Source organism: Suttonella sp. R2A3, assembly GCF_021513215.1.
Taxonomy (GTDB): domain Bacteria; phylum Pseudomonadota; class Gammaproteobacteria; order Cardiobacteriales; family Cardiobacteriaceae; genus JAHUUI01.
Window position 1 is genome coordinate 1,263,284 of record NZ_CP090975.1, and the last position, 25,013, is coordinate 1,288,296.

Consider the following 25,013-nt stretch of genomic DNA (forward strand, 5'->3'; position numbering starts at 1 on the left):
TTACTCTTTTAGTCGTGTTTTAACTGTGGATTAATAGCTGCCGATACAATTCCATCAATATGTTCATGAAGATCGCTACTAATTTCATGCCACATTGGATCAAGAATAAAATCAATCCCTGCTCTGCGTGCCATTTTAGCAGCTGGAACAAAATCACTGTCTCCGGCAATAAGTACTATCTGATCAATATGACCTTCATATGCTAATGATGAAATATCTAGACCAAGCCTCATATCAACACCTTTTTGTGTCATTTTGTATTTGATGTCTCGGGCTTCTAATTGTTCAATAGTCATTTTTTTAGATAGTAGTTTCTTTAATTGTTTCTCGCCTAATTGCCATTCTCCATAGGATGCAATCTTTCCTAACCTCAAAGCTAGTTTTCTTTTCTTTTTGAGTTCAATATGTAATTGTGAACGGAATACAGCTGTTTTAGATATTTTTAAATCAATCTGTTCGCCCGTTAAAGGATGACATATTTTTTTAGTCTCAGGAGGGCAGTCATAAAAGAATATCCTGTAAAGTTCTCTTTTATGGAATCCATTATTTCTGGCTAATTGATTTAGTTTCTCTACATCTTTAAGTGCATGATGATATATATTTTTCGCCACTTGTTGTGGAGTATGTTCAATCCAACCTTTATTGAGTTTTTGGTACCTTTTTAGGAAAAAACCACCATCTATCAATACCGCAGTTTTCATACACTTTATCCAAAAAAAAGCCCCAAGTTTCGGTTACATCTTGATTTGCGATGCACTTACTCCAGAGGGGCGGATTCGCAGTTATTATAGTCAACTTATAGTGATATAGCAAGCTTATTCTCACCCACAAAAAATAGATGATTCAAGCGTTGTTATTTTTATCTTTTGATACCATTTAATACATTGCTTAATAAAATAGTTAATCTCTAAAAAACGCCCCTTGCGGGGCGTTTGTTTTGTGCTGATAAACGCGGTTAGTTAGTAAATGTGAAGCCTTGATCGGCGTTGTAGTCGATATGGATCTCGCTTCCTGGGGCAAACTTGCCAGCGAGGATATCCTGCGCCAATGGGTTTTCCAAATATTGCTGGATAGCGCGCTTGAGCGGTCGTGCGCCAAACAATGGGTCATACCCCACTTCCACCAATTCATCGAGCGCGTTATCGCTGATCTTGAGCTGTAATTCGCGCTCTTGTAAGCGGCGCTCAAGGTGTGCCAACTGGATGCGCGCAATATCAGCCATATGTTCTTTACCCAATCCGTGGAAGACCACCGCTTCATCAATACGGTTAATGAATTCCGGACGGAAATGACTGCCAACCACTTCCATCACCGCGTCCTTCATTTCCTCATACGATTTCTCACTCATCGCCTGAATCAGATCACTACCAAGATTCGAAGTCATGATGATTACGGTATTGCGGAAATCCACCGTGCGCCCTTGTCCGTCGGTCAAGCGGCCATCATCGAGCACCTGCAAGAGAATGTTAAACACATCACCATGCGCTTTTTCCACCTCATCAAAAAGGATCACTGAATACGGCTTACGGCGCACCGCTTCGGTGAGATACCCACCTTGGTCATACCCCACATAGCCCGGAGGCGCACCAATCAAACGTGCGACGCTGTGTTTTTCCATAAATTCGCTCATATCCACACGAATCATCGCTTCGTCGCTATCAAAGAGGAACTGCGCCAAGGTGCGTGCCAATTCGGTTTTACCGACGCCAGTTGGACCTAAAAACAGGAACGAGCCAATCGGACGGTTCGGGTCGGACAAACCCGCGCGGCTACGGCGAATCGCGTTCGATACCGCCTCAACAGCGGCCTGCTGACCGATCACACGCTGATTGAGTACGCTTTCTAGCTGCAGCAGTTTTTCGCGTTCGCTTTCCATCATTTTACTCACTGGAATGCCCGTCCAGCGCGAAACGATGTAGGCGATTTCCTCATCGGTTACTTCACTGCGCACCAATTGGTTCTCTGGAACGTCTTCAGCGCTTTCTGCTTCTGCGCGCCGTTTTTCTAACGCGGGCAGCTCGCCGTATTGGATTTCGCTCATTCGCGCAAAATCGCCTTGTCGCTTCGCAGCTTCCAATTCTGTGCGCAGCTTATCGATTTCCTCGGTAATGCTCGCGCCGTCTTGAATATTGGCCTTCTCAGCCTGCCAGATTTCTTCCAAATCCGCGTATTCTTTTTCCAGTTCGGCGATATCGTCTTCAATATCCGCCAAACGTTTTTTCGACGCATCATCAGATTCTTTCTCGAGCGCCAAACGCTCCATTTTCAACTGGATCAAACGGCGATCGATGCGGTCCATGCTCTCCGGCTTAGAATCAAGCTCCATACGGATTTGCGCCGCCGCCTCATCGATCAAATCAATCGCTTTATCCGGCAATTTACGGTCGCTGATATAGCGATGCGATAACACCGCTGCCGCCACCAACGCCGGGTCGGTAATCTTAATCCCGTGGTGGACTTCGTAACGCTCCTGCAAACCACGCAAGATCGCAATCGTATCTTCCACGCTCGGCTCATCAATGATCACTTTCTGGAAACGACGCTCCAATGCCGCATCTTTTTCCATATGCTGACGGTATTCATCAAGCGTCGTCGCGCCGATACAATGCAATTCACCGCGCGCTAACGCAGGCTTGAGCATATTGCCGGCATCCATCGACCCTTCGGTTTTACCCGCACCAACCATCATATGAATCTCATCAATGAACAGAATGATCTGCCCATCGGATTTTTCAATATCGGTCAATACCGCTTTTAAGCGCTCTTCGAACTCACCACGGTATTTGGTGCCTGCGAGTAATGCAGCGAGGTCTAATGACAACAGACGTTTGCCTTTCAAGCTTTCGGGCACTTCTCCATTAACAATGCGCTGTGCGAGCCCTTCAACAATCGCGGTTTTACCCACGCCAGGCTCACCAATTAACACTGGGTTATTCTTGCTGCGACGCTGCAAAATCTGCATCGCACGACGAATTTCCTCGTCACGACCGATCACTGGGTCGATTTTGCCGTCTTCAGCGCGCTGAGTAACATCGAGGGTATATTTTTTCAGTGCTTCGCGTTTATCTTCAGCATTTTCATCGGTGACTGGTTCACCACCGCGCAATTCATTAATCACCTCAGTGAGCTTGGCTTTTTGTGCGCCACTGTCTTTTAAAACGGTCGCTAGCGGCCCTTTGGCCTCAAGCATGGCGAGCAAGAACAATTCTGATGAAATGTAACTGTCGCCGTTTTGCTGCGCTGCTTTATCGCATAAGTTCAATAAACGAATCGTTTCTGGCGACGCATTGACCTGTCCAGTAGGGTTGCCCACAGTCGGCAAATCAGCAATCAACGCATCAAGTTTTTGTCGCAAGGTCGCGATGTCTACCCCTGCTTGACGCAAGATAGAAACGCTCGCGCCACCTTGTTGATTAAGCAGCGCATGCAGGATATGCGCAGGCTCGATTTGATTATGATCTTTGCCGACTGCTAAAGACTGCGCAGCGGCAATCGCTTCTTGAAAGCGTGCGGTCATTTTTTGTTGCATAAAAGATCCTCAAATAATTAAAAATACTTATTTAATAAATGTGGTCAATCAAAAAATATGCAAGGTGGTAAAGGTTATTTTTTGGTCATATTTTGCATAATATCGCGCCATATCAGCCAGTTAATTGCTGGTGTTTCCTTTCAGCTGTTTTTCGATATAGGCCTGTAACGCCACCGCATTATTATGTTTGCTATCTTTTGCTGCAAACAACAGACTGATGGTTTTATGATCAGTGTAAGACAGCAATTCATCAACCACTTCTTGGTTGCCATCTAATTCTGTGAAATAGCGCTTTTTGAATTCGAGCCACTTTTCCTCTTCGTGATCGAACCATTTGCGCAGTTCATCAGAAGGCGCAATTGATTTTAGCCATACATCGACCTGTGCATCTTCTTTTGAACGCCCTCTCGGCCAAAGCCGGTCAACAAGGATTCTAAAACCATCTTTTTCATCGGCCTCTTCATAAACGCGTTTGGTTTGAATTGCCATAAAGCACCTCCATCACTTCAATCATTCAATACCATCATACAAGGCTTAGCAGCGAGTGATTAGAACTCGCTGGTTGTAAGGTAGCTCCTATTTATAGGGATTTAGATACCCATTGTAATGGTTCTTCTTGAAACCATCATAAACCGTATTTAATATATTAAAATGCGTTATCTTATTGTTGTCTTTATTGTTTCGCCCTACTCACTAGGAGAAGAATATGTCTCAAGATGAAGCGGACACGCCAAACTTAGCGGAGGATTTTCTACAACTCTCTGAGCAACATCTTCTCGCTCAACTAGCTCAAAAAAAGGTTAGTACTTTCGGCTTAATGGGGTTGCCGATTGCTTTTGGCTCGCGAGCATTACTTGCTACAGGTGTTCCAATTATTACCGCCGCTATTATCACCATCATTGCACTGATTATTTGGTTGATTCCATTCGTTAAATATTTCCGCGAATATCTAAAACTACGCAGACCCATTGAGGCACGCTTAAAAGAGATTGCTGCTGAAAATAACGTTACCTTTCGCGAGGCTCGTCGCGAGTTTGAACGGTTTATGAAGTTTGTTCAGGGCTAAGGTGAGCGACCCGCTATCCCAACAAAAAATGTATGGTATCAACTGCCGGTAAAAGGCGTACATTTTTAGGGTAAAAAAACGATTAAGCCTTGCAATGGCAGCCTCATTCGGTAAAAATAAAAGCTGATTTTCGCCTTTGCGCGACCTTCTCTACTGTTCATCACCTCATCCTGATATTAATACGCTGGGGCGATTGTGCGGCCTGTTCAGCGATAACCATCATAAGGAGTAAAACTATGAGCGAATTCGAGTCTCCACGCCACGAGGAAGAACAAGAAACGCTATCTCCTTTAGCACAAGTTCGCGAAGCGCTTAGCGAAGATAATTTGCAGGAAGTGGAACTGGTCGTCAATGAGATGGCGCCGGCTGAAATCGCGCGTATCCTCGAATCCTTGCCACCAAACGAACGTGAACAGGTTTGGGAAGTGGTCGATGAAGACTATAACGGCGATGTGCTTGCGCATTTAGGCGAAAGCGCACTTGAAGACATCGTTGAGGATATGTCGCCAGAAGAATTGCGACACACCGTCGAGTTAATGGATGACGACGATTTGGTCGACTTCCTGCAGGATATCCCCGAAGATACCGCACTGCAATTATTGAGCTCATTCGACGTTGCTCAACGAGAACGCTTGGCCGAGATGCTCGAATACGACGATGAGAGCGCCGGTGGGATGATGAACACCGATGCGATCAGCGTACGCTCTGATGTGCAGGTCGAAACGGTCATCCGCTATCTGCGACGCATGGACGATTTACCCGATATTACCAGCAAAATATTCGTGGTCGATCGCGATGGCCATCTCGAAGGTGAGCTGATTCTCACCCGCCTGCTTACTGCAAACAGCGATGCCTTAGTTGCTGAAGTGATGGACAGCGAATTTATCGCTTTTAATGTGAATGACACCGCATTCGTGGTCGCGCAGCAATTTCGCGAACACGACTTGATATCTGCCCCGGTACTAAACGATCATCAGCAGCTCGTCGGGCGAATAACCGTTGATGATGTGGTCGATTTTATTCAAGAAGAATCCGAACGTGCGTTGATGAATACCGCCGGTTTGGATGAAGACGTTGATACATTTGCCCCGATTCGCAAAGCCACGATCAGCCGCGGCATCTGGCTAGGAATTAACTTACTTACCGCCTTGCTCGCCGCATCGGTGATCAACGCGTTCGGCGATACGATTGAAAAAGCGGTCGCTTTAGCAGCACTAAGCCCGGTGGTGGCGAGTATGGGCGGAATTGCCGGCTCACAATCGCTCACCATCATCATCCGCGGGATTGCCCTTGGCCAGATTGAAGGCTCTAACGCCTGGTCACTATTATGGCGTGAGGTGTTTATCGGGGTGATCAATGGTTTAGTGTGGGGGGTGATCACTGCGAGTATCGCCTTGATTTGGTTCGATCAAGTCAACCTTGCTGCGATTGTTGTGTGCGCCATTTTTATCAACTTGCTATGTGCGGCAATTTCTGGTGTCGGTATTCCTTTATTATTGAAAAGATTGAAGATTGATCCAGCCTTGGCCGGCTCGGTGATCTTAACCACGGTCACTGATGTGATTGGTTTTCTGGTCTTGCTTGGTCTGGCCACTTTGTGGATATAAAGAAAAAACGCTTTTTATCGTGTTTTTGCTTGACGCGCTCAAGCAAGATCATTACTATACTCGCCTCTCAACATGTCGGAGTATAGCGCAGGCTGGTAGCGCACTTGGTTTGGGACCAAGGGGTCGGGGGTTCGAATCCCTCTACTCCGACCATTTTTTCGCTTTATCCTACGTGCCCGTAGCTCAACTGGATAGAGCAACGGCCTTCTAAGCCGTAGGTTACAGGTTCGAGTCCTGTCGGGCGCGCCAACGGCGGCCAAATTCAATGGTGGGTGTAGCTCAGATGGTTAGAGCGCTGGATTGTGATTCCGGAGGTCGTGGGTTCGAATCCCATCATCCACCCCACTTCATGTTATTCCCTTTTTGATCCCCGTGATGATCGCTCGATTACCGAGTAGTCAGTGTGTGTTTCGTGCTATTCTGATATCTTTACAGCGTCAACCTAGCTGGAGCAGCGTATGGCTTTTTCTCTTTCGTTTGTTTTGTTCACCTTGATGGGCATATTTATTGCCCCCCCGGTATTCGCGCATCACGACACCCCGGAGCCTTCGCCACCGGCGAATATGGTGGTTGAACGCACGCTCAATAAACAATATTGTGCCTCAGCTCGTTCACAAGCAGAACAAGACTGCAGCGCGGTTACCCTGGAATACCCGGAAGGTCTCGATGCGTGGCTCAACACATGGTTGGTTGATAGCTTGCGCGCACAACTCACTGGCATCGATAACCAATCGGGTTCTTTAGAAGATGCCATGGATGCGTATGTACGTGAACAAACCGCTTTAGGTGTGGCACAAAACGGCATCGGTGAGCTCAATATTCGCTGGCAACGCATCGGCCGTCAAGGTGGATTGCAAGTTTTGGTCGAGCAAGGCTATAAAATAGCAATCAAAGCCGCTAATGGCGAAAATTGGCGCGAGCTTGCTGTGTTTGATCACGCCACGCAAACGCGTTTGATGCTTGAAGATGTGTTGGTCAGCGGCCAAGGTGAGCAACTTTATCAGCTACAAGCTGATGCGCTTAGCGCGTGGCTACAAAAACACGATTACAACGCGAACCAAGCTGCTGAAATGATCGCTGCGATGGAAGTAAAAGGCACAGACAATTGGGCGCCATCACAAGATGGGTTGGTTTTCTCCTACCCACAATACGCGGTTGGCCCACGCACACTCGGTATGCCGGTGATTTTTATTGCTGCGGACAAACTCGAAGGAGTCATTCGCCCAGATGTATTGACTGCTGCGCGTAGTTGGCCGGTTGATGTACAAAAGCAGCTGATGCGCTAACGCTTTTACGTTTAGGATGGCAAAATTTTTCTTCAAGCGGATTTTACCCAGCCATAATTTTATTATGCGCCAACGGATATTGCGTCCATTGGCGCGTTATTTCAAACACGCCGCGATTTGGCAGGTCAATCGACAAAATATTGCGCGCGGTTTAGCGATTGGCGTGTTCTGTGGCGCGCTACCCTTACCAATCCAGAATTTGCTCGCCGCGATTATTGCCATCTTTTCGCGGGTTAATTTGCCAGCAGCACTGCTCGCCACCTTTTGGTCGAATCCAATCACCATGGCACCTGCTTTTTATGCCCAGTATCGTCTCGGTTGCTGGATTCTCGATGTGACGCCACTGTCACTCCATGATGATATGTTCAATATGGGGGCGTTAAGCCGCTTAGGTGGCCATATTCTGCTGCCTTTATTTTCCGGTTCTTTAATCGTTGGTGTGGTCTTTGCAGCGATTACCTATGGTGTGGTAATCGGTTGGTGGCGCTGGCATTTATTAACCCACCAACGCAGTCGTCGCAAACGTGGACAAACCACCATCACGATCAAAAAAGACGACTGATAGAGGACGTCACACCAAGCTATTTCCGATTTGCTTCTCATTACTAATAAATTAGCATAGAATAGTTTTTTACTTTAACGAGGACGCTATGAAAAAAGCTCTGTTAGCCGTTGCCGTGCTCTATGCAGCGGGTGCATTAGTCGCACCATATTTTGTCTCAAAAGCAACCGAAGAACAAGTGCGCAAAAATTTTGATGAAATGCCTACGGGGTTGCTAGCAGCACAAGGTATCGAAATTTCGTTAACCGATTACCAACGGGGTTATTTCAGCTCCGATGCCAAAGTTCATTTTAAATGGGCCGATACATATCTTGATGAGGTTTATTATGAAAGTGATCTTGATGTTCATATCAGCCACGCGCCATTAAGCTTATCCGGATTGAATACGCATATTGCAACAACTACCCAGGCTGCGCAGCCAACCGGCGTTGTTGGTGAGCATTTACCTAAAGACTGGCTGATGACACAAACCAAAAATACGTTTTTTGGTAACATTAAATCCCACACTGAGCTAAAAGAAGTTACCGCTAAAGACGATAGCAGCACCACTATCTTCTTTAAAGGTGCGGAAATTGATTATCAAGCTCCGAGAAAAAATCCCGAAAAAGCCGATATTAAAATCGCTTTTTCTGGGGCAGATATAAAAGCTGAGGATGGTTTTGCCACGCTCTCAGACTTTAACCTTCACGCCTATAATCTTGATGATAGAACAGCCACTGTTGATATTGACACGCTTAATTTTGTCTTTAATGATGAAAAAACTGGATCAAAGGCCAATATCGACATTAAAGATTTCAACGAAAAAGTTAGCGTCACCTCAGAAGGTCTTCCCTCCGCGCTTGGTTTATCAGCAGATCAGTTAACCTATAATATCGCCCCAGAAGGCAAGGATAGGGTTAGTGGAGAGTTTAAAGATTTTGAATTGCTCTATGGCTTTTTACCGGAAGACGAAGATTATCGTTTACAAATCACGGCTAAAGGTAAATTTAAAGTTAATGACCTACCTGCAGAGAGCGAGCGTTTAATCCCAGATCAAATGGATGTAGACATCTCGGTTGCACCGTTTACCGCCGACAGCGTGAATGCCTTTTCTGAGGGCTTAATGACGAACGCTATTATCGGCACCTTAGATCAATATACGCTGCAAATGCTTAGCAAAGACTTATTTGATAGCAACTTATTCGCACAAGATCTACACGCAAACATCAACATCGATCTAGATAAGAAAGATGAGAATATGCTCAATATCGCGGGCGAATTTGTCGAGAATATCCGCAGTGAAGAAGATCAATGGGCGATGGAGGAAGATCCACAGGCGATCCGTCGTTTATTAGCAGGTACACACCTTAAAGCACAGGCGAGCAAAGCATTCGTTGGCAACTCTGGTTTATCGTTTGCGTTGCTGATGAGTGGCGTGCCGCAAGATAAACTCTATGACGACGATGGTAATCTTGATGCTGAGCTAAATATCACCCCAGACGCCGCAACACTTAATGGTGAACCACTGCCGTTCTAACAAGCAGGAATCCGCCAATCTAGCAATAAAAAAGGGCGCTACTGCGCCCTTTTTGCGTTATTCACCTTTATCTTTCTTTGCTGCAAAAAATGGCTCTAACGCTTTAGCGCCATCGATATGCAACTGCAGGTGCGGGAATGGAATTTCTATCTCATGGGCGTCTAGCGCTTTTTTTGCCGCTTCCAGAATGGTCATGCGAATCGTCGGATAGCGACCAAGATCTTCATCGCTTAACCAGATACGCATCAGGACATTAACCGAACTATCGCCCAATTCCTTGACCATCACAACCGGTGCCGGACGTGTGAGCACCACCTCAAAAGATTCAATCACCTCTAGTAGCACTTCACGTACTTGATCAATATCGCTTTTATACGCGACGCCAAGCGGTATATCGACACGCAGCGGCCCACCATGAGAAAGATTGGTAACCACCGAGCCGGCCAAATCTTTATTGGGAATCGATACATATTCGTTATTGCGCGTACGAATACGCGTGGTGCGCAAGGTAAGCCCTTTAACCCGTCCTTCATGGTCGTTGGTGCGAATCCAATCGCCAATACGAAACGGACGGTCAATCAGCAAGGTAATACCACTGATAAAGTTAGCGAGGATGTCTTGTGCAGCAAAACCGACCGCCAAACCAACCACACCCAAACCACCAAGAATCGGCAGTAAATTAACCCCGAACTGACGAAAGATTAAATAAATCCCGAGCAACACGAGCAAAATCCGCACGATATTTTTCAACAGCAAGGTCAGGCTTTCGTCAAAATCATGGCGCCTTGATTGCAGGCGAATAAAATAATGTAGCCCTGACCACCCCAGCAGTAAAAACAACAGCAGCGCATAAGCGCGCGCAATCGACGCGGTATAGTTTTCAGTAAACGGCATCAGCGCAAAGACCGTCACTGCACAAATCATTAGCCAGGTGAGGCGGATAACCGTTTGGCTCAGCTGCCTGGCGGCTTTATATTTATCGTCATCTTTAATCATCCGTCGCAGCAAGGTCGAACTTGCCAGACGCAATCCCCAGAAAATCAGGGTATAAAGGACCACCAAAATAACTGCAGCAAGGATAAACGGCAGATAATCCCAAGCTTGCGCCAACATCGGCACCCCTTGTTCCTGCCATAAATCACTTAAGGTATTGATACCAAGGACTTCATCAACATCGGTAAAATCAATATCACCAGGGACGGTATCCGTATTTTGTGTGCTGCCGGATTCTGCCATAAGAACCTCTTTATCATGGTGATTTTTTTATGATAGCGCTTTTTCCCGTCCAAGATGCGATAAAATCAACACCAACACGCCACCAACACACAGGCACAACAACACGACGATAATCGATGCATCTCCAGCATATGCCCATGGTGCAAGGTTATCGCCAGCCGCGTCTTTCCAAGGCCAAAGCAAAAACAGCGACCCGGCGACAAAGCCGGTTAACAGCGCAATCATCGGTTGATAAAAGTGCGCAAACAGCCATTTCAGCACGTGGGTAAAACTCAGCAACCCACAAATCGCACCCGCACCTACCACAGCGATAAGCAAAAGATTACGTTCATGCACCGCAGTAAGAATAGGCTCGTAAGCACCGAGTATGAGCAAAATAAATGCGCCAGAAATACCGGGCAAAATCATCGCACAAATCGCCAAAGCACCAGCAAAAAAGAGAAACCATAGGCTTGGCGTTCCTTGCATTTTTGGCAAAAGCGCAATACTCACCGCCAGCGCTGCACCAATCGCGGCAATGGTGAGTAATTTGGGCGTCCAACGTGACACATCTTGACGCAGCACCCACACACTCGCCGCCACCAAACCAAAGAAAAATGCCATAATCAGCACCGGTTGATGGGTAAGCAAGTATTTAATAATCCCAGCCAGACTCACCACACTGGTTGCTATACCGGCAAATAATGTGAGCAGAAATCCGCCATCAACATAGCGCCACAGCGCCGCAAATCCTTGAGTTCGCCAAACAGCCCAGGCATGAAGTCCAATACGTCCTAGGGCATTGATCAAGCGTTGGTAAATCCCGCTGATAAAAGCAATCGTCCCGCCAGAGACCCCGGGGACAACGTCTGCCGCACCCATCGCCATTCCTCTGAGAAACGTTGCGCTGAGCTCGCGCCAATGTCTGAGCATAAAATTTCCTGTGGTTAGTGTGTTATGCTGCGCATTTTAGCGTGTTATCACAACCTATAGACAGCAAATCATGAGCGATTTTAACAATATTGAAACCGTCGCGGGCGCGAAAATCCTCGACGAACACACTTTTCCACTCTTCGGCCTCACCGGGTTATTTCAGCGGCTATATGTGGCGGGAAAAGGCATCACCGTCGATTGTGTGATTGTGTCCCTTGCTGAAGCAGCAGATAAAAGCGACGAAGAATTGCTCAATCTCGTAGTCGCCTCAGGCTATGTACATGAAGATTCGGATGTTACCTTTCGTCACAACGAATCTTCAGGCTACTTTTATACCTACTTTAATTTCAGCGAAGACAGCGCAGAATAAACGGGTGGGTTAGCGCACTAACCCATCCTCAATATAGATTAAATGACTTTAGAAAAGCGTTTTTGCGGTAGCTCACGCAAATAAGCATCAAAAATCATCGCAATATTACGGATTAACAGGCGACCAATCGGCTCAACCGTGAGTCCCACTTCATCTAAACGAATCAAACCGTCTTTAGCAAATGGCTCAAGACGCTGCCATTCTTCAGCAAAGTACGCTTGTGCATCGATATTAAAACGTTCAGAAACCGCTTCGAGCGAAAGTTTTAGGTTGCACATGATTTCGGTAATCGCATAACCACGAATATGATCATCTTCGCTTAACGGTACCCCGCGCTCCACCGGCAAGCCACCAGCATCAAGCTCAGCGTAATATTTGCTGCGCGCTTTTTGATGTTGGTTGTAGCTGTTTTTGAGCATCGAAATGGCGCTCACGCCAAAGCCAAGCAAATCACATTCAGAAAACGTCGAATAGCCTTGGAAATTACGGTATAGCGTGCCATTTTTTTGGTGGTGTACCAAAGAATCATCAGGTTTGGCAAAGTGATCCAGGCCAATAAATTCATAGCCCGCCTCTGTGAGCATCTCAATCGTCGAACGTAAAATCCCCAGCTTGGTATCGCTGTCAGGTAAATCACCGTCGTTGATTTGTTTTTGCGCGCCAAAAAGGTGCGGCATATGCGCATAATTAAACACCGCAATCCGATCGGGCGATAAGCGAATCACCTCGCGTAAGGTCTGACGGAATTTATCAACCGTTTGCAGCGGCAGGCCATAAATAAGATCCACCGAAATCGAATGATAGCCTAACTCTCGGCTTGAGCGCATCACCGCCTCAACATCTTCTAGCGGCTGCACACGATTAACTGCTTCCTGGACTGCCGGATCAAAATCCTGCACGCCAAAGCTGACGCGGTTAAAGCCGAGCGAGCGCAAATGGGCGAGATAATCATGATCCACCGTGCGCGGGTCAATCTCGATGCTGAACTCGCCCTCTTCGTCGCCGACGAAGTTAAACTGTTCATGGAGCATACCGAGCAGCTCGGTTTGTTCTTCTTTACTGATAAAGGTTGGTGTGCCGCCGCCAAAATGCAGCTGTACAACTTTGCGGTCACGATCAATATGCTCGGCTTGACGCTTGATATCCATGCGCAAATAGCGTAGATATTCTTCGGCCTGTGCGGTATTACGGGTGATGATTTTATTACACGCACAGAAATAGCAAACATGGCGACAAAACGGAATATGCACATACAACGACAAATCACGCCCTTCTTCATTGCTCGCCTGCAAAGCCGCGATATACTCGTCGTTACCAAAAGCATCGGTAAACTGCACAGCAGTGGGGTAAGAAGTGTAGCGTGGACCACTCATTGCGTATTTATCAATGAGTGCTGCGTCAAAATATGCCGTCATGTCGTTCTCTTTATTGAAGTTGTCGGCGTATTTTAACAAAACAAACCACAGATAACATGACACAGCGCAATAGTTACTAGGTTGTATAGCCTAGCGATACGCTTCAACCCAATACTTATCCGCCAGCTTTTCCTGATAGCGCGCTAAAGTCACATCAAGCCGCTCTTTAACCACCAACATTTGTTGACCGCTGGCATGAATCACATGCTCACGATCAATAGCGATCATCACATGCCCTGGAAGAAAAATCAGATCATTGGCTTGCACGGCATCGAGCGCAATCCGTCGAGCTTGTTCACGCAAAAACAGTAGCTGTAAATCAGAATCACGCGGAATCAGCTGCCCGGCACGGCGATAACACAGCTGTGACAGCGCCGAACAATCAAGGCCGGCGACGCTTCGCCCACCCCAAATATAGGTTTTCCCCAAACATTCATGCGCCGTAATATGCGGCGCAATCATTTGCTCTGCACTCAACACATGGACGTCCTGCACCCAGCCTAGATCAGCAATATGCAAGTATCCATCACAAGCCTCATCGGGGGTGAACACACTATCAGGTGGAAGCACCGTGATCGGCGTGCTTTTAAAGTGTGGCTCAGCGGTTATTGGCGCTGCATAACGCGTACTGTGGGTCGCTTGTGACATCATACAAGAATGCTGGCGAAATGCTGTTTTGCCTAACCAACCACTATAGCCATCACGCAGACTTTGCGCTAACCACCAATCATGGTTCTGTGCCAATAAACGTAGCGGTTCACCATAGGTAAATTGCGTTAGCCGCGCGCTGTGTTCATCAGGTTGCGCGAATACCCACGCCTCAGCCACACAAACGCTGGCATAACCTTGTGTTTCACCCTGCGGATATAAGCGCGTGTCTTGCTTACTCGCCTCAGCGAGGTCAAAAAAATCGTGGTTCATGGTTTTTTACTCCGTCGCACCACATCACAATGCAGTATCCCTTGATTAAGGCGAACATGAATCCGCGCCCCGGCGCCCACATCATCACTGTGACGAATCATTTGCCGCTGCTCATCAAAGGCCATCGCATACCCTCTTGCCAACACGTTCAGCGGGCTTAATGCATTAAGGTTACCGGCCAAGCGTTCAAGGCGCGACATATGGCGTTGTTGCTCGCGAACGACCCCTTGCTGCAAACGCTGCTGAAGCTCGCTAATATGTTGGGTTTCGCGCTGGTGGCGTCTGTGTAAAGGCACTAGCGACAACCGCGATTGAATCTGTGCCACACGCTGTCGCTGTTGAGTTAAGCGCGTGGTCATATTACGCTGCAGGCGTGCGCTCAACTCATCACAACGCTGGCTGTGCTGCTGCACACGTCGCGTCGGATTTTGTTGGCTAAGGCGATGACCTAAATGCAGCACCTGTTGCTGGTATTGACTGATGATCCGTTGCACGCGCTGATTAACGTGGCTCAAGCGCTGTTGTTGACGCGCTAAAGTTTCAGCCAGTGCGGGAATGGCTTGTTCGGCAGCAGCGGTTGGCGTTGGCGCACGCAAATCAGCGGCAAAATCGCTGAGCGTCACATCGATCTCATGCCCCACACCGCTGATAATCGGCAGTTTGCTCGCCACAATCGCGCGCACCAAATCCGGATCATTAAACGCCCATAAATCTTCTAGGCTGCCGCCACCACGAATGAGCAATAACGTATCGCATTCTTGACGACGGTTTGCGGTCTCAATTTGTGTCATCAGTTGCGGTGCGGCGCGTTCACCTTGCACCAGGCTGGGATAAATAATCACCGGTATAAACGGATGGCGGCGCTTAAGCGTAGTCAGCGCATCGTGCAGTGCCGCGCCACTGGCTGAGGTAATAATCCCAATCGCGCGTGGGTGGGTGGGGATCGCTTGTTTTAATTCAGCCGCAAACAGTCCTTCAGCGGCAAGCTGCGCCTGTCGCGCTTTAAAGGCTTGCTCCAGTGCACCCACGCCCGCAGGCTCCAGCTGATCGATAATCAGCTGATAATTCCCACGCGGTTCGTAAAGACTAACCCGCCCATGCGCGCGCACCGCAATACCGTTGTCTATCTCGGCAAGAGGGATTTTTAAGCCAAAGCGGCTGCCTTTAAACAGTGCGCAGCTAATTTGTGCGCTACTGTCTTTGAGACTGAAATATAAATGCCCTGAGGCTGGGCGTGCGAGATTCGACAGCTCACCTTCCACCCACACATCGCCAAAGCTCAGCTCTAACTCACTGCGCACCTGGCGATTCAGTTCGCTGACGCTAAAAGTCGTGCTCATTTATAAGCCATTACTGTTTTTAACCTTCAGCACATCAATCAACGCCTGAATCTCAGGATCATCGTCCTGGCAACGGTCAAAGAGTAAATCAACAATCAGCGGGTCTTGATATTCGAGCAAACGCTCAAATGCCGCTTGCTCGGAAGCAGTGGCCTGTGGGTAATCATGCTGATAATAATCATCGACCAACAAATCGAGTTCTTTCATGCCACGACGGCACAGCCATTTAATTTTAGCGCTCATGATCGGTCCTCATCTGGTTTGTGTCTATGATATAGCAGATAACGCGTTCATCCCAGACTAACCTTGATTCTAAGGGGCAGAAACGCTTCCATTGTCACAAGTTTTTGGTCTATGATGCTTATCTTTTGGACAAATGTATGCCGCAGTGGATTAAAGATACGCGTGTCTCAGCAATCGTTGCTGGTTGGATCGTCGTTTTAGTGGGCTTTACCAGCTCAGTGGCATTAATCTTTCAAGCGGCGATCACCGCTGGCGCTGATCAGACACAAGTCGCGAGTTGGATTAGTGCGTTATCCTTTGCCACTGGCCTGAGTACCTTAGCTTTATCGTGGTGGTATAAGATGCCGATTATCACCGCATGGTCTACGCCTGGCGCTGCCCTACTCATCACCGCACTCGCGCCTTTTACCCTCGCTGAAGCCACCGGCGCGTTTATTTTCAGCGCAATATTGATTTTATTGAGCGGCCTCACAGGGATCTTCGCACGCTTTATGGATCTCATTCCACAATCGATCAGCGCTGCAATGCTCGGTGGCATTTTGCTGACCTTTGGTTTGGATGTCTTTCGCATGCCGCTCGAGCTTGGTGGTCTGCCGCTGGTGTTATTCGCCGTGTGGCTGATCGCGCGACGCATCATCCCTAAATACACGATCTTACTGGTGATGATCGTTGGGCTGGTGTGGGTTTGGTGGCAGCAAGGCTTACCACTTGAGGAAGTTAACATGCAGATCAGCGCGCCTGTATGGGTCATGCCAAGCTTTAGCCTGCAAGCGATGATCAGCGTGGCCCTGCCACTGTTTATTGTCACCATGACCTCTCAAAACCTACCCGGGGTGACGGTAATGCGCGCGGCTGGCTATCCACCACCAACCTCTGCAGCGATGAGCGTCACTGGCGGCTTGAACCTACTGTTTGCGCCATTTGGCGCATTTGCAGTCAATTTAGCAGCGATTACCGCCGCGCTGGCGATGAGCGACGACGCTCATCCGGATAAGCACAAACGCTATACCGCCGGGATGTGGTCAGGGATTTTTTATCTACTGGTGGCGCTATTTGGCGCAACCGTTACCGCGCTTTTTAGCGCATTTCCGCAAGTGTTTATCGCCGTCCTTGCCGGGTTAGCGCTCGTGCCTACGATTGCCGCGAGCTTTTGGAGCGCAAGCAAAGATGGTGAATACCGTGAAGCAGCGGTTGTGACGTTTCTCGTCACCGCATCAGGCATGAGTCTATGGGGTATTGGTTCGGCTTTTTGGGGGATTGTTTTTGGTCTGCTCGTGATGCTGATTACCAAGAAAAGCGCGCACTAAGACGCGTCTTGGCGAACATTCAGGCTGATAATGCGTCGCTGATTGGCTTTACTGACGGTAATAATCAGTCCTTGGGCGTGAATACTTTCGCCGATATGCGGCATGCGACCTAAGGCCAGCAACACATAGCCACCGATGGTATCAGCGTCTTCGTCGCTTAAGGTGGTATGAAACGCGTCGTTAAACTCATCGATTTCGGTTAACGCTTGTACTTGGTATGTACCGTCATTAAGCGCAATAATCGGGGCGTCTTCGATCTCATCGTGTTCATCGTCGATTTCGCCAACGATTTCTTCAATCACGTCTTCAATCGTGACCAGCCCAGATAAATTGCCATACTCATCAATCACCAGCGCCATATGGTTACGGTTGCTGCGAAATTCGCTCAGCATCGCATCAAGCGGCTTACTTTCCGGCACAATCGTTGCCGGGCGCAATAGATGCATAAACCCGGATTCGTTATCTAACTCGGTCAGCTGGGGTAATAAGTCTTTACTCAACAGAATACCGAGTAATTTCTCATGCTCTTCATCGACCACTGGATGGCGCGAATGCCCTGATTCCAAGATCACCGATAACACTTTCTCCATCGACCAATCTTCTTGCAGCAGCGTCATCTGCCCGCGCGGCACCATAATATCGCGCACCTGTGTTTCGTGGATATCGAGCAAAGACTCCATCATGCTCACGTTATACGCGCTTAAAGAGTTGGCTTCTAACGCGTCACGCAGCGCATGACGGATCGCAGCGTGCGGATCTTCATCGTCGCTGGAATCGCCCCAAAGCCCAGTCAGGCGATCCAGCCAGCCCGTTTTCGGTTCCGAAGAGTCGTCGTTCATCTTGCTATCAGCTTGTTGAGATAGTTTTATTCTATGCGTTTTTTACGCCGCCACCAAATTTTAGCGATGAATTGCTGCCGCCAGGGTTTCACTGGCTTCAATGCTACGTAACCCAGCGAGGTTAATTCGTCCAGCGCCAACCATATAGATGCCATGTTGCTCACGTAATTCAACCACGCGCTTCTCACCTAATGGCAGCAGGGAAAACATCCCTTGCTGACGCTCAATAAACGACCAATCGCGTGAACCATAAGCATTTAACGCAGCGCTCAACTCCTGACGACGACGTTGGATATTCCGATTCATTTCATCAAGCTCATCGCGCCACTGTTGGGAAAGTTCTGGGTTATCAAGAATCGTGGCAACCACTGCTGCGCCATGATCAGCCGGCATCGAAATCATCGCCCGGCTAAGCGCGCTGATATGGCTTTGCAGGGCGTCAGCGGTTTGCGCATTCGCGCCCACGCTTAACGCCACCCCGGCTCGATCACGATACAAACCAAAGTTTTTCGAACAAGAAACGCCGATAAACACGCTTTCTAAGCGCTCAGCAAGCAGGCGCAGGCCATAGGCATCGGCGTCAAGCCCTTTTCCAAAGCCTAAATACGCCACATCGATCACCGGCAAAAAGCCACGTTCGGCGGCGATATCGGCAAGCGTTTGCCAATCTTGTTCGCTTAAATCTTCACCACTCGGGTTATGGCAGCAGCCATGCAAGATCACCACATCGTTCTCACCCAGCTCACGCATTGCGGCAAAAAAACCGTCACGATCGAGCGCGCAACGCTCAGTGTCATAATAAGGATAAGGCTTAACCGGCAATCCAGCTGCACGGAAAATCGGGATATGATTGCCCCAAGTCGGTACAGGTGCCCAAACGGTGGCATCGGGTTTGAGTGAGGCGAGCAATTCAGCAATCAACCGCAACGCGCCCGTGCCAGCAATGCTCTGATTAGCACGCACGCGGCTGGGATCAAAATCGTTACCGAGCACTAAACGCGTCATCGCCTGATTAAACGCCTCATTACCAGTCAGCCCTAAATACTTTTTCGACGACTGCTGCTGATAAAGGCGTTCTTCAGCTGCTTTCACCGCACGCATCACTGGCGTCTCACCCGAGGTATTTTGATACACCCCAACCCCAACATCGATTTTATTTTCCCGTGGATCTTCGCGGAATTGGCGTGACAAATTTAGTATTGGATCATCAGGTAAAGCTTCAATGGCGTTAAAATGCATCGGTTACTCCGTGTGAATTATTCGTGTACATTACTGGGTTTTAGGATAGGGGTTGCGGTTTAGGCGGTAGAGCCGGGTGCGCGAGAGTCGATCGTATAAACTGCGCCGATCAGTATCAAACCAGCGCCACCACAGCCCTAAACCAGCCGGTAGTAAAGTGATCAGTGCATAAATCCAGCGCATAAAAGCTTGAGTGAGCGTTGGCGATTGTCCTTGTTCATTGACCACGATTAATCGCCAAGCGCGCATGCCGAGCGTTTGACTTTGCCGTGACCAAAAATAGGTGAAAAATAATGCGCTGATGACGAGCATGCCAAAAGATAACAGGTAGCCCATCAACGACTGGGGTTCAATTTCGTGCAATTCACCGACCATCACGCTATTGATCGCCACCATCGCAAAACCGAACACCATAATGCACGCCAGTACCAAAAATCCATCGTAAAACATCGCCGCTAAAATACGCAGGACAGACGGTGGCTTAGCCGATACCTCAATAGGCTTCGCTGACATCCTTACCTCTCATGCCAAATAAAGAAAAGATTGTAAACGTTATCAGGCGCCCAGGCTAGTCAGCGCGCCGTAAATAACCACTCTATTTATGCTGTTCTCAGATTCTTTTTGTGAGGGTTATTCGCCCTAACGCACTTGATTTTCAGTCATTAAAGCGCATACTATGGGCGCACAAGTATCCGGAGAAGAACAATTATGTTTCAAGGCTCGATGGTGGCTTTGGTCACACCGATGCATGAAGATGGCGCTGTTGATTGGCCGCGCCTCGAACAGCTCATTGAATGGCATATTGCCGAAGGCACTGATGGGATTGTCTCAGTAGGCACCACTGGCGAATCTGCTACCTTAAGTCACGACGAGCATAAGGCCGTCACACGTTTTACGGTTGAGATGGTCAAAAAGCGTATTCCTGTGATTGCTGGCGCTGGTGCTAATGCGACTAAAGAAGCGTTAGAACTATCCATTTCAGCGTATCAAAGCGGCGTTGATGGTATGCTGCAAGTCGCGCCATATTATAATAAACCGCCACAAAAAGGCTTATACGAGCATTTTAGAACGATTACCGAAGCGGTACCGCTGCCGATGATGCTTTATAATGTTCCTGGGCGCACTTCGAGCGACATTCTTCCGGATACGGTTGCCGCTCTGAGCAAATTTGATAAAATTATCGGCATTAAAGAAGCCAGTACGTATGAGCGTTTACTCGCGCTAAACGCCCTCTTTGCGCAAAACGGAAAACGCGATTTTCTGATTTTTTCTGGTGAAGACGGTTTAGCCGCGCAAGCGCTTTGTGAAGGGCTTATTGATGGGGTGGTCTCTGTGACCGCAAACGTCGCCCCACGTTTGATGCATGAAATGAACGCAGCAGGGTTGCGTGGTGATCGTGAAGGCTGCACGCAAATTAACGAACAGCTAGCGCCATTACACCGTGCGCTGTTTTGCCAGTCTAACCCGATTCCGTGTAAATGGGCGCTCACGCGTATGGGTAAAATCAACAATGGCATCCGCCTGCCGCTGGTAGCGCTGGATGAATCCTATCACGCCAAGCTGGAAGAGACCTTACAGCAGCTCGGCTTTATTGACTAAAAGAGGTATTTATCGTGCAACCGCGTATTTATTCAGGTTTGGCCGTCACCTTCGCTTTGCTGCTAAGCGCCTGTAGCTCAGGCAACCTTAACGAATTGATCCCTGACCGTCGCCCCGACTACCGTAGTTCATCGATGGTCAACGCGCTGGAAGTTCCCCCGGATTTGACCGGTGCGACGATTGACAACACACTCGCCATTCCAGACCTCAATCCTTCAGCGATCGCCTCTTACAACGCTTATGCGGCCGAAAATGTGACCCGCGATCAACGCGGTTATATTGCGGTATTACCGCAGCTTGAAGGGGTGGATGTTGTTGAGACCCCAGGGCAATTGCCTTATATCGTGGTTAATGCGCCACCAGAAAAAGTCTGGCAAGCGGTACGTCGCTACTGGAGCAGCAACGGCATTCGCTTAACGGTTAACGAACCAGCGATTGGCCTGATGGAAACCGATTGGTTAGTTGACGAAACCGAGCTGCCACAAACCGGCATCAGCGGCATCCTCAATAGCTTATTGAGCTTTGTTTCTGATAGCGGCACGCGAGATCGCTACCGCATTCGCTTTGGCCGCGAGGCTGGTGAGCAAACTTCTGTCACTTTGCTCTACCAACAATCGGTGGAAAAAGCGGATTACGATCTGCAATCGGGTAAAGAACCTGCGGGCTTTAAGTGGACGCTCAGCGATAACGATAATCCAGAATTGCAGCTAGAGATGACACGCCGTATCGCGTTGTTTATCGCTAACGAACTCAAGCGTTCTCAGCCTGAGCAGGCGCAAGATGCAGGTAATGCTGTACCCGCGGTGAACGTGCAATTAGGCCAACTTCAAGACGGCACTAACGCGCTAGTGTTTAATAGCCCTTACCAACAAGCTTGGCGCGTACTGGGCATTGCCTTGGATAAAGCAAGCTTTGCTATTGAAAAAGCAGACTATACGAGCGGCAGCTATTTAGTGCAGTATCAACCGCAGTCAGAGGTGCAACAAGATCCGGGATTTTGGTCTCGCCTGTGGGGTAGTGAGCCCAGCGAACAAGCCCCTGCCAACCCTTATTTCTTAGTACGCCTTGCTGATCAAGGCAAACAAAGCGTTGCAGTGGTGCAAACCGAAAATGGCGCCCCTGCACCAACGCCCGCTGCACAGAACGTCTTAGAATCACTTTACGCGGTGCTATAAGCACGTTTAGCACTGCGCTAAAGCTAAACCTAACCGTGCTTTAGGGCATCAAACTGTCCTAAAGCCATTCTTGTAGACTTTTTTGCTCGCCAACCACTATGACCGAACGCCAGCGCATCCAACAACTACCAAACGAACTGATCAACCAAATTGCTGCCGGCGAAGTCATTGAGCGTCCGGCATCTGTGGTTAAAGAAATTGTTGAGAACGCGCTTGATGCAGGCGCAACCCGTATTGAAATTGATATCGAAGACGGCGGCAGTAAGCTCATCCGTGTGCGCGATAATGGTTGCGGGATTTATCAAGACGACCTGCCGCTCGCTTTTGCCACCCACGCAACGAGTAAAATCAGCAACTTTGACGACCTTGAGCATGTGCGCACCCTAGGCTTTCGTGGTGAGGCGCTACCAAGCATTGGTTCAGTAGCCAAAACCACCTTGACCAGCCGCAGCAAAGACAGCGAACATGCCTGGCAGATCAGCCCGCACCTAAGCTTAGAAACCACTCCAGCCGCCCATCCACCAGGGACGACGATTGAGATCCGCGACCTGTTTTATAACACCCCGGCGCGTAAAAAATTCTTGAAAAGCGAGCGCACCGAGCGTTTTCATATTGAACAACTCATTCAACGACTAGCACTGGGCAGTCCACAGGCGACATTTATTTTACGCCAGCACGGTAAAACGATTGGTGAGTACGGCGGCGATACGCCAGAAGCACGCGTGGCAAGCGTCATGGGCGACGAACTGCTCGAGCAAGCGGTACCGATTGATGCCAGTAGCCAAGAGATGCGTCTATGGGGCTGGGTTGGGCTGCCAACGTATAACCACAGCCAAACCGACAAGCAGCATTTTTTCATCAACGGACGGATGATTCGCGATAAAGTCATCGTGCATGCGATTCGTCAGGCCTATCAAGACGTACTGTATAACCGTCGTCATCCGATTTTTGTCTTGCATCTCGATTTAGATCCGGCTTTGGTTGATGTCAACGCGCATCCTGCCAAGCATGAAGTGCGGTTTCGCGAGGCGCGTCTGACGCACGATTTTATTTTCTCCACCCTCAACCACGCCCTGCGCGCGCACCGACCTAAGCAGATGCAAGCAGTCGCACCACCCCCAAGTATGCAGCCAACTGCCGCGCCATCGAGTGCGCAGCGTGCGCAAACGCCGCTGCGTTTTCAAACCTCTATGGCTGGCGGACAACACCGACCCAGTCCATCACGCAGCAATGCCCGCGAAACTGAACGCTATTATCAGTGGACTCATGCCCCTGAAACGCCATCACAGCCAATAACAGCGCCTAATGAACCACAGCCCACGGAACATCCTCTGGGCTATGCTTTAGCTCAAGTACATGGCTTATTTATCTTGGCGCAAAACGCGCAAGGCTTGGTGCTGGTTGATATGCACGCAGCCCACGAACGCATTCTTTATGAGCGTTTTAAAGCACAATTAAGCAGCGAACAATCCAGCTCACAGCGCTTACTGATGCCGCAGCGCTTTAACCTCAATGGTGCTGATCACGATATTTTGCTCGCCCATCAAGATTGGCTGAAGCGGTTGGGTTTTTATTTCACCCTCGAAGCCAACCATATCAATATCAATGCGCTGCCAGCAATCCTCAAACACGTCGCTGCTGCTGACCTGTTAGCGCTGATTCTTGAAGAGCTGCGTGAATACCCATCGACCACCGCACTCAAGCGCATGGAAGACGAAATCCTCTCATCAATGGCGTGTCACCGGGCGATTCGTGCCAACCACAGCTTGAGCATCAACGAAATGAACCAGCTGCTGCGCGATATTGAGCAAACCCCGTCGTCCGGGCAGTGCAACCACGGCCGACCGACCTGGACACAGCTTTCCATCGATGAACTCGATAAGCTGTTCATGCGCGGACAATGAACGCCGCATCACAACCGGTTATTTGCTTATTAGGGCCAACGGCCAGCGGCAAAACCGCCGCAGCGTTTCATCTTGCTGACCAACTGCCGTGTCGTTTAATCAGCGTGGATGCGACACAAATTTATCGTGGTCTGGATATTGGCAGCGCCAAGCCTGATCAAGAAACGCTCACGCGCTACCCACACGCGTTGATTGACATCATCAACCCCGAAGAAACCTATAGTGCAGCGCAGTTTTGCCAAGACGCCACCACTCTAATCGAGCAAGCCCATAGCGAAAGCTGTATTCCGGTTTTGGTTGGCGGCACCATGCTCTACTACCACGCTTTATTTGGTGGACTTGCTGACCTGCCAGCTTCAGACCCAGCAATCCGCGCACAGATTGAGGACGAGATCAGCGAGCAAGGCTTGCAGCCTTTTTATGAATACCTTATCGCCAACGACCCTTACGCTGCGGAAAAGCTCAAAGCCGGCGATCGTCAGCGCATCATCCGCTTTACCGAACTCACTCGCCTCACTGGCAAGCTGCCTCATGAATTATTTGCTGAACAGGCCGCACAACGTCCTAGCTGGCGTGTGCTCGCCCACGGACTACTGCCCGAACGTGGCTTGTTGCATCAGCGCATTGCTGAACGTTTTCAGCAGATGATCGAACAAGGATTTATCGAAGAAGTTGCCGAGTTACGCTCGCGCGCCACATTAAGCGCTGAGCACCCGTCGATGCGCTCGGTCGGTTATCGGCAAATTTGGGCGTATTTAGAGGGCAATAGCAGCCGTGAGCAAGCGATCGAACAAGGCATTATCGCCACCCGCCAGCTCGCTAAACGTCAGATCACCTGGATGCGCAATCGTCTGCGTGAGCACTTAGACCTCACCCTGCACGACCCGATGCAGACCAATTATTTAGCCCAGCTAAATACGCAAACCCAACAGTTTTTGGCGCGTTAA

23 protein-coding genes and 3 tRNA genes are annotated in these 25,013 nt (G+C 49.0%); 14 read left to right on the forward strand and 12 right to left on the reverse strand.

The features are described 5' to 3' along the window. Positions 1–8 precede the first annotated feature (8 nt). From L0B52_RS05975 to L0B52_RS05985, 3 genes are all read right to left on the reverse strand, one after another. Positions 9–701 carry an NYN domain-containing protein gene (locus L0B52_RS05975; RefSeq protein ID WP_235063825.1) on the reverse strand — a complete coding sequence of 231 codons (693 nt, stop codon included), beginning with the start codon at positions 699–701 and terminating at the stop codon, positions 9–11. 254 nt (positions 702–955) lie between these two features. Further along, complete coding sequence (gene clpB / locus L0B52_RS05980) at positions 956–3,529, reverse strand: ATP-dependent chaperone ClpB (protein ID WP_235063826.1); 2,574 nt, start codon at positions 3,527–3,529, stop codon at positions 956–958. 120 nt (positions 3,530–3,649) lie between these two features. Then, the gene (locus L0B52_RS05985; RefSeq protein WP_235063827.1) at positions 3,650–4,018 is read right to left on the reverse strand and encodes a DUF488 domain-containing protein; all 369 of its coding nucleotides are present in this window, start codon (positions 4,016–4,018) and stop codon (positions 3,650–3,652) included. Positions 4,019–4,235: 217 nt separating this feature from the next. Between L0B52_RS05985 and L0B52_RS05990 the strand changes: the two genes are divergently transcribed. The 8 genes from L0B52_RS05990 (at position 4,236) to L0B52_RS06025 (ending at position 9,566) form a co-directional block, all read left to right on the forward strand. Beyond that, a complete protein-coding gene (locus tag L0B52_RS05990) occupies positions 4,236–4,595 on the forward strand; it encodes a hypothetical protein (RefSeq protein WP_235063828.1) in 360 nt (119 codons plus the stop codon). Between the two features lie 236 nt (positions 4,596–4,831). Continuing rightward, complete coding sequence (gene mgtE, locus L0B52_RS05995) at positions 4,832–6,202, forward strand: magnesium transporter (RefSeq protein WP_235063829.1); 1,371 nt, start codon at positions 4,832–4,834, stop codon at positions 6,200–6,202. 76 nt (positions 6,203–6,278) lie between these two features. Beyond that, a tRNA-Pro gene (locus tag L0B52_RS06000) sits at positions 6,279–6,355 on the forward strand. A 19-nt stretch (positions 6,356–6,374) separates the two neighbouring features. Continuing rightward, a tRNA-Arg gene (locus L0B52_RS06005) sits at positions 6,375–6,451 on the forward strand. A 19-nt stretch (positions 6,452–6,470) separates the two neighbouring features. Then, positions 6,471–6,547 (forward strand) — tRNA-His (locus L0B52_RS06010). Positions 6,548–6,660: 113 nt separating this feature from the next. Further along, positions 6,661–7,488 carry an RsiV family protein gene (locus L0B52_RS06015; RefSeq protein WP_235063830.1) on the forward strand — a complete coding sequence of 276 codons (828 nt, stop codon included), beginning with the start codon at positions 6,661–6,663 and terminating at the stop codon, positions 7,486–7,488. A gap of 16 nt (positions 7,489–7,504) precedes the next feature. Next, positions 7,505–8,050, forward strand: coding sequence for a DUF2062 domain-containing protein (locus L0B52_RS06020; RefSeq protein WP_235063831.1), 546 nt, complete (start codon positions 7,505–7,507; stop codon positions 8,048–8,050). Between the two features lie 88 nt (positions 8,051–8,138). Then, a complete protein-coding gene (locus L0B52_RS06025) occupies positions 8,139–9,566 on the forward strand; it encodes a DUF945 family protein (protein WP_235063832.1) in 1,428 nt (475 codons plus the stop codon). Between the two features lie 57 nt (positions 9,567–9,623). Here L0B52_RS06025 and L0B52_RS06030 read toward each other — a convergent pair whose 3' ends face one another. Together L0B52_RS06030 and L0B52_RS06035 are read right to left on the reverse strand one after the other, a co-directional pair. Then, complete coding sequence (locus tag L0B52_RS06030) at positions 9,624–10,802, reverse strand: mechanosensitive ion channel family protein (protein ID WP_235063833.1); 1,179 nt, start codon at positions 10,800–10,802, stop codon at positions 9,624–9,626. Positions 10,803–10,829: 27 nt separating this feature from the next. Beyond that, positions 10,830–11,714: a DUF368 domain-containing protein gene (locus tag L0B52_RS06035; RefSeq protein WP_235063834.1), complete on the reverse strand. Its 885-nt coding sequence runs from the start codon at positions 11,712–11,714 to the stop codon at positions 10,830–10,832. Between the two features lie 70 nt (positions 11,715–11,784). On the opposite strand from L0B52_RS06035, the gene L0B52_RS06040 reads away from it, so the two are divergent. Further along, positions 11,785–12,084, forward strand: coding sequence for a hypothetical protein (locus tag L0B52_RS06040; RefSeq protein WP_235063835.1), 300 nt, complete (start codon positions 11,785–11,787; stop codon positions 12,082–12,084). A 38-nt stretch (positions 12,085–12,122) separates the two neighbouring features. On the opposite strand, the gene hemN is transcribed toward L0B52_RS06040, so the two are convergent. The 4 genes from hemN to L0B52_RS06060 all read right to left on the reverse strand — a co-directional run bounded on the left by hemN (position 12,123) and on the right by L0B52_RS06060 (position 16,003). Next, positions 12,123–13,499, reverse strand: a complete 1,377-nt coding sequence (hemN, locus tag L0B52_RS06045) for an oxygen-independent coproporphyrinogen III oxidase (protein WP_235063836.1) — start codon at positions 13,497–13,499, stop codon at positions 12,123–12,125. A 90-nt stretch (positions 13,500–13,589) separates the two neighbouring features. Beyond that, positions 13,590–14,420: an NlpC/P60 family protein gene (locus L0B52_RS06050; protein WP_235063837.1), complete on the reverse strand. Its 831-nt coding sequence runs from the start codon at positions 14,418–14,420 to the stop codon at positions 13,590–13,592. Next, positions 14,417–15,760 (reverse strand): exodeoxyribonuclease VII large subunit, encoded by a 1,344-nt coding sequence (gene xseA / locus L0B52_RS06055; RefSeq protein ID WP_235063838.1) that lies wholly within the window; start codon positions 15,758–15,760, stop codon positions 14,417–14,419. The genes L0B52_RS06050 and xseA overlap by 4 nt, the downstream gene beginning before the upstream one ends. Further along, entirely contained in the window at positions 15,761–16,003 is a 243-nt protein-coding gene (locus L0B52_RS06060) for a succinate dehydrogenase assembly factor 2 (RefSeq protein ID WP_235063839.1), read from the reverse strand. Between the two features lie 137 nt (positions 16,004–16,140). On the opposite strand from L0B52_RS06060, the gene L0B52_RS06065 reads away from it, so the two are divergent. After that, positions 16,141–17,310: a benzoate/H(+) symporter BenE family transporter gene (locus L0B52_RS06065; protein WP_235063840.1), complete on the forward strand. Its 1,170-nt coding sequence runs from the start codon at positions 16,141–16,143 to the stop codon at positions 17,308–17,310. Here L0B52_RS06065 and L0B52_RS06070 read toward each other — a convergent pair. The 3 genes from L0B52_RS06070 to L0B52_RS06080 are packed head-to-tail and all read right to left on the reverse strand — an operon-like array spanning position 17,307 to position 19,901. Beyond that, complete coding sequence (locus L0B52_RS06070; RefSeq protein WP_235063841.1) at positions 17,307–18,149, reverse strand: HlyC/CorC family transporter; 843 nt, start codon at positions 18,147–18,149, stop codon at positions 17,307–17,309. The genes L0B52_RS06065 and L0B52_RS06070 overlap by 4 nt on opposite strands. Before the next feature lie 60 nt (positions 18,150–18,209). After that, entirely contained in the window at positions 18,210–19,388 is a 1,179-nt protein-coding gene (locus L0B52_RS06075) for an amino acid aminotransferase (protein WP_235063842.1), read from the reverse strand. Between the two features lie 30 nt (positions 19,389–19,418). Next, positions 19,419–19,901: an RDD family protein gene (locus L0B52_RS06080; RefSeq protein ID WP_235063843.1), complete on the reverse strand. Its 483-nt coding sequence runs from the start codon at positions 19,899–19,901 to the stop codon at positions 19,419–19,421. A 195-nt stretch (positions 19,902–20,096) separates the two neighbouring features. Here L0B52_RS06080 and dapA point away from each other — a divergent pair, with 195 nt between their 5' ends. The 4 genes from dapA (at position 20,097) to miaA (ending at position 25,013) form a co-directional block, all read left to right on the forward strand. Further along, a complete protein-coding gene (dapA, locus tag L0B52_RS06085; protein ID WP_235063844.1) occupies positions 20,097–20,987 on the forward strand; it encodes a 4-hydroxy-tetrahydrodipicolinate synthase in 891 nt (296 codons plus the stop codon). A 14-nt stretch (positions 20,988–21,001) separates the two neighbouring features. Beyond that, a complete protein-coding gene (gene bamC, locus L0B52_RS06090) occupies positions 21,002–22,162 on the forward strand; it encodes an outer membrane protein assembly factor BamC (protein ID WP_235063845.1) in 1,161 nt (386 codons plus the stop codon). 98 nt (positions 22,163–22,260) lie between these two features. Further along, the gene (gene mutL, locus L0B52_RS06095) at positions 22,261–24,066 is read left to right on the forward strand and encodes a DNA mismatch repair endonuclease MutL (protein WP_235063846.1); all 1,806 of its coding nucleotides are present in this window, start codon (positions 22,261–22,263) and stop codon (positions 24,064–24,066) included. Further along, positions 24,063–25,013, forward strand: a complete 951-nt coding sequence (miaA, locus tag L0B52_RS06100) for a tRNA (adenosine(37)-N6)-dimethylallyltransferase MiaA (RefSeq protein ID WP_235063847.1) — start codon at positions 24,063–24,065, stop codon at positions 25,011–25,013. The genes mutL and miaA overlap by 4 nt, the downstream gene beginning before the upstream one ends.

Excerpts from the sequence above, each read along its gene's own strand:
- hemN (WP_235063836.1), bottom strand. The coding sequence starts at position 13,499 with ATGACGGCATATTTTGACGCAGCACTCATTGATAAATACGCAATGAGT.
- L0B52_RS05975 (WP_235063825.1), bottom strand. The coding sequence starts at position 701 with ATGAAAACTGCGGTATTGATAGATGGTGGTTTTTTCCTAAAAAGGTAC.
- L0B52_RS06020 (WP_235063831.1), top strand. The coding sequence starts at position 7,505 with ATGGCAAAATTTTTCTTCAAGCGGATTTTACCCAGCCATAATTTTATT.
- xseA (WP_235063838.1), bottom strand. The coding sequence starts at position 15,760 with ATGAGCACGACTTTTAGCGTCAGCGAACTGAATCGCCAGGTGCGCAGT.
- L0B52_RS06025 (WP_235063832.1), top strand. The coding sequence starts at position 8,139 with ATGAAAAAAGCTCTGTTAGCCGTTGCCGTGCTCTATGCAGCGGGTGCA.
- L0B52_RS06075 (WP_235063842.1), bottom strand. The coding sequence starts at position 19,388 with ATGCATTTTAACGCCATTGAAGCTTTACCTGATGATCCAATACTAAAT.
- mgtE (WP_235063829.1), top strand. The coding sequence starts at position 4,832 with ATGAGCGAATTCGAGTCTCCACGCCACGAGGAAGAACAAGAAACGCTA.
- L0B52_RS06030 (WP_235063833.1), bottom strand. The coding sequence starts at position 10,802 with ATGGCAGAATCCGGCAGCACACAAAATACGGATACCGTCCCTGGTGAT.
- L0B52_RS06040 (WP_235063835.1), top strand. The coding sequence starts at position 11,785 with ATGAGCGATTTTAACAATATTGAAACCGTCGCGGGCGCGAAAATCCTC.
- miaA (WP_235063847.1), top strand. The coding sequence starts at position 24,063 with ATGAACGCCGCATCACAACCGGTTATTTGCTTATTAGGGCCAACGGCC.
- L0B52_RS05985 (WP_235063827.1), bottom strand. The coding sequence starts at position 4,018 with ATGGCAATTCAAACCAAACGCGTTTATGAAGAGGCCGATGAAAAAGAT.
- L0B52_RS06065 (WP_235063840.1), top strand. The coding sequence starts at position 16,141 with ATGCCGCAGTGGATTAAAGATACGCGTGTCTCAGCAATCGTTGCTGGT.
- L0B52_RS05990 (WP_235063828.1), top strand. The coding sequence starts at position 4,236 with ATGTCTCAAGATGAAGCGGACACGCCAAACTTAGCGGAGGATTTTCTA.
- L0B52_RS06050 (WP_235063837.1), bottom strand. The coding sequence starts at position 14,420 with ATGAACCACGATTTTTTTGACCTCGCTGAGGCGAGTAAGCAAGACACG.
- clpB (WP_235063826.1), bottom strand. The coding sequence starts at position 3,529 with ATGCAACAAAAAATGACCGCACGCTTTCAAGAAGCGATTGCCGCTGCG.
- L0B52_RS06015 (WP_235063830.1), top strand. The coding sequence starts at position 6,661 with ATGGCTTTTTCTCTTTCGTTTGTTTTGTTCACCTTGATGGGCATATTT.
- dapA (WP_235063844.1), top strand. The coding sequence starts at position 20,097 with ATGTTTCAAGGCTCGATGGTGGCTTTGGTCACACCGATGCATGAAGAT.
- L0B52_RS06080 (WP_235063843.1), bottom strand. The coding sequence starts at position 19,901 with ATGTCAGCGAAGCCTATTGAGGTATCGGCTAAGCCACCGTCTGTCCTG.
- L0B52_RS06070 (WP_235063841.1), bottom strand. The coding sequence starts at position 18,149 with ATGAACGACGACTCTTCGGAACCGAAAACGGGCTGGCTGGATCGCCTG.
- mutL (WP_235063846.1), top strand. The coding sequence starts at position 22,261 with ATGACCGAACGCCAGCGCATCCAACAACTACCAAACGAACTGATCAAC.
- L0B52_RS06035 (WP_235063834.1), bottom strand. The coding sequence starts at position 11,714 with ATGCTCAGACATTGGCGCGAGCTCAGCGCAACGTTTCTCAGAGGAATG.
- L0B52_RS06060 (WP_235063839.1), bottom strand. The coding sequence starts at position 16,003 with ATGAGCGCTAAAATTAAATGGCTGTGCCGTCGTGGCATGAAAGAACTC.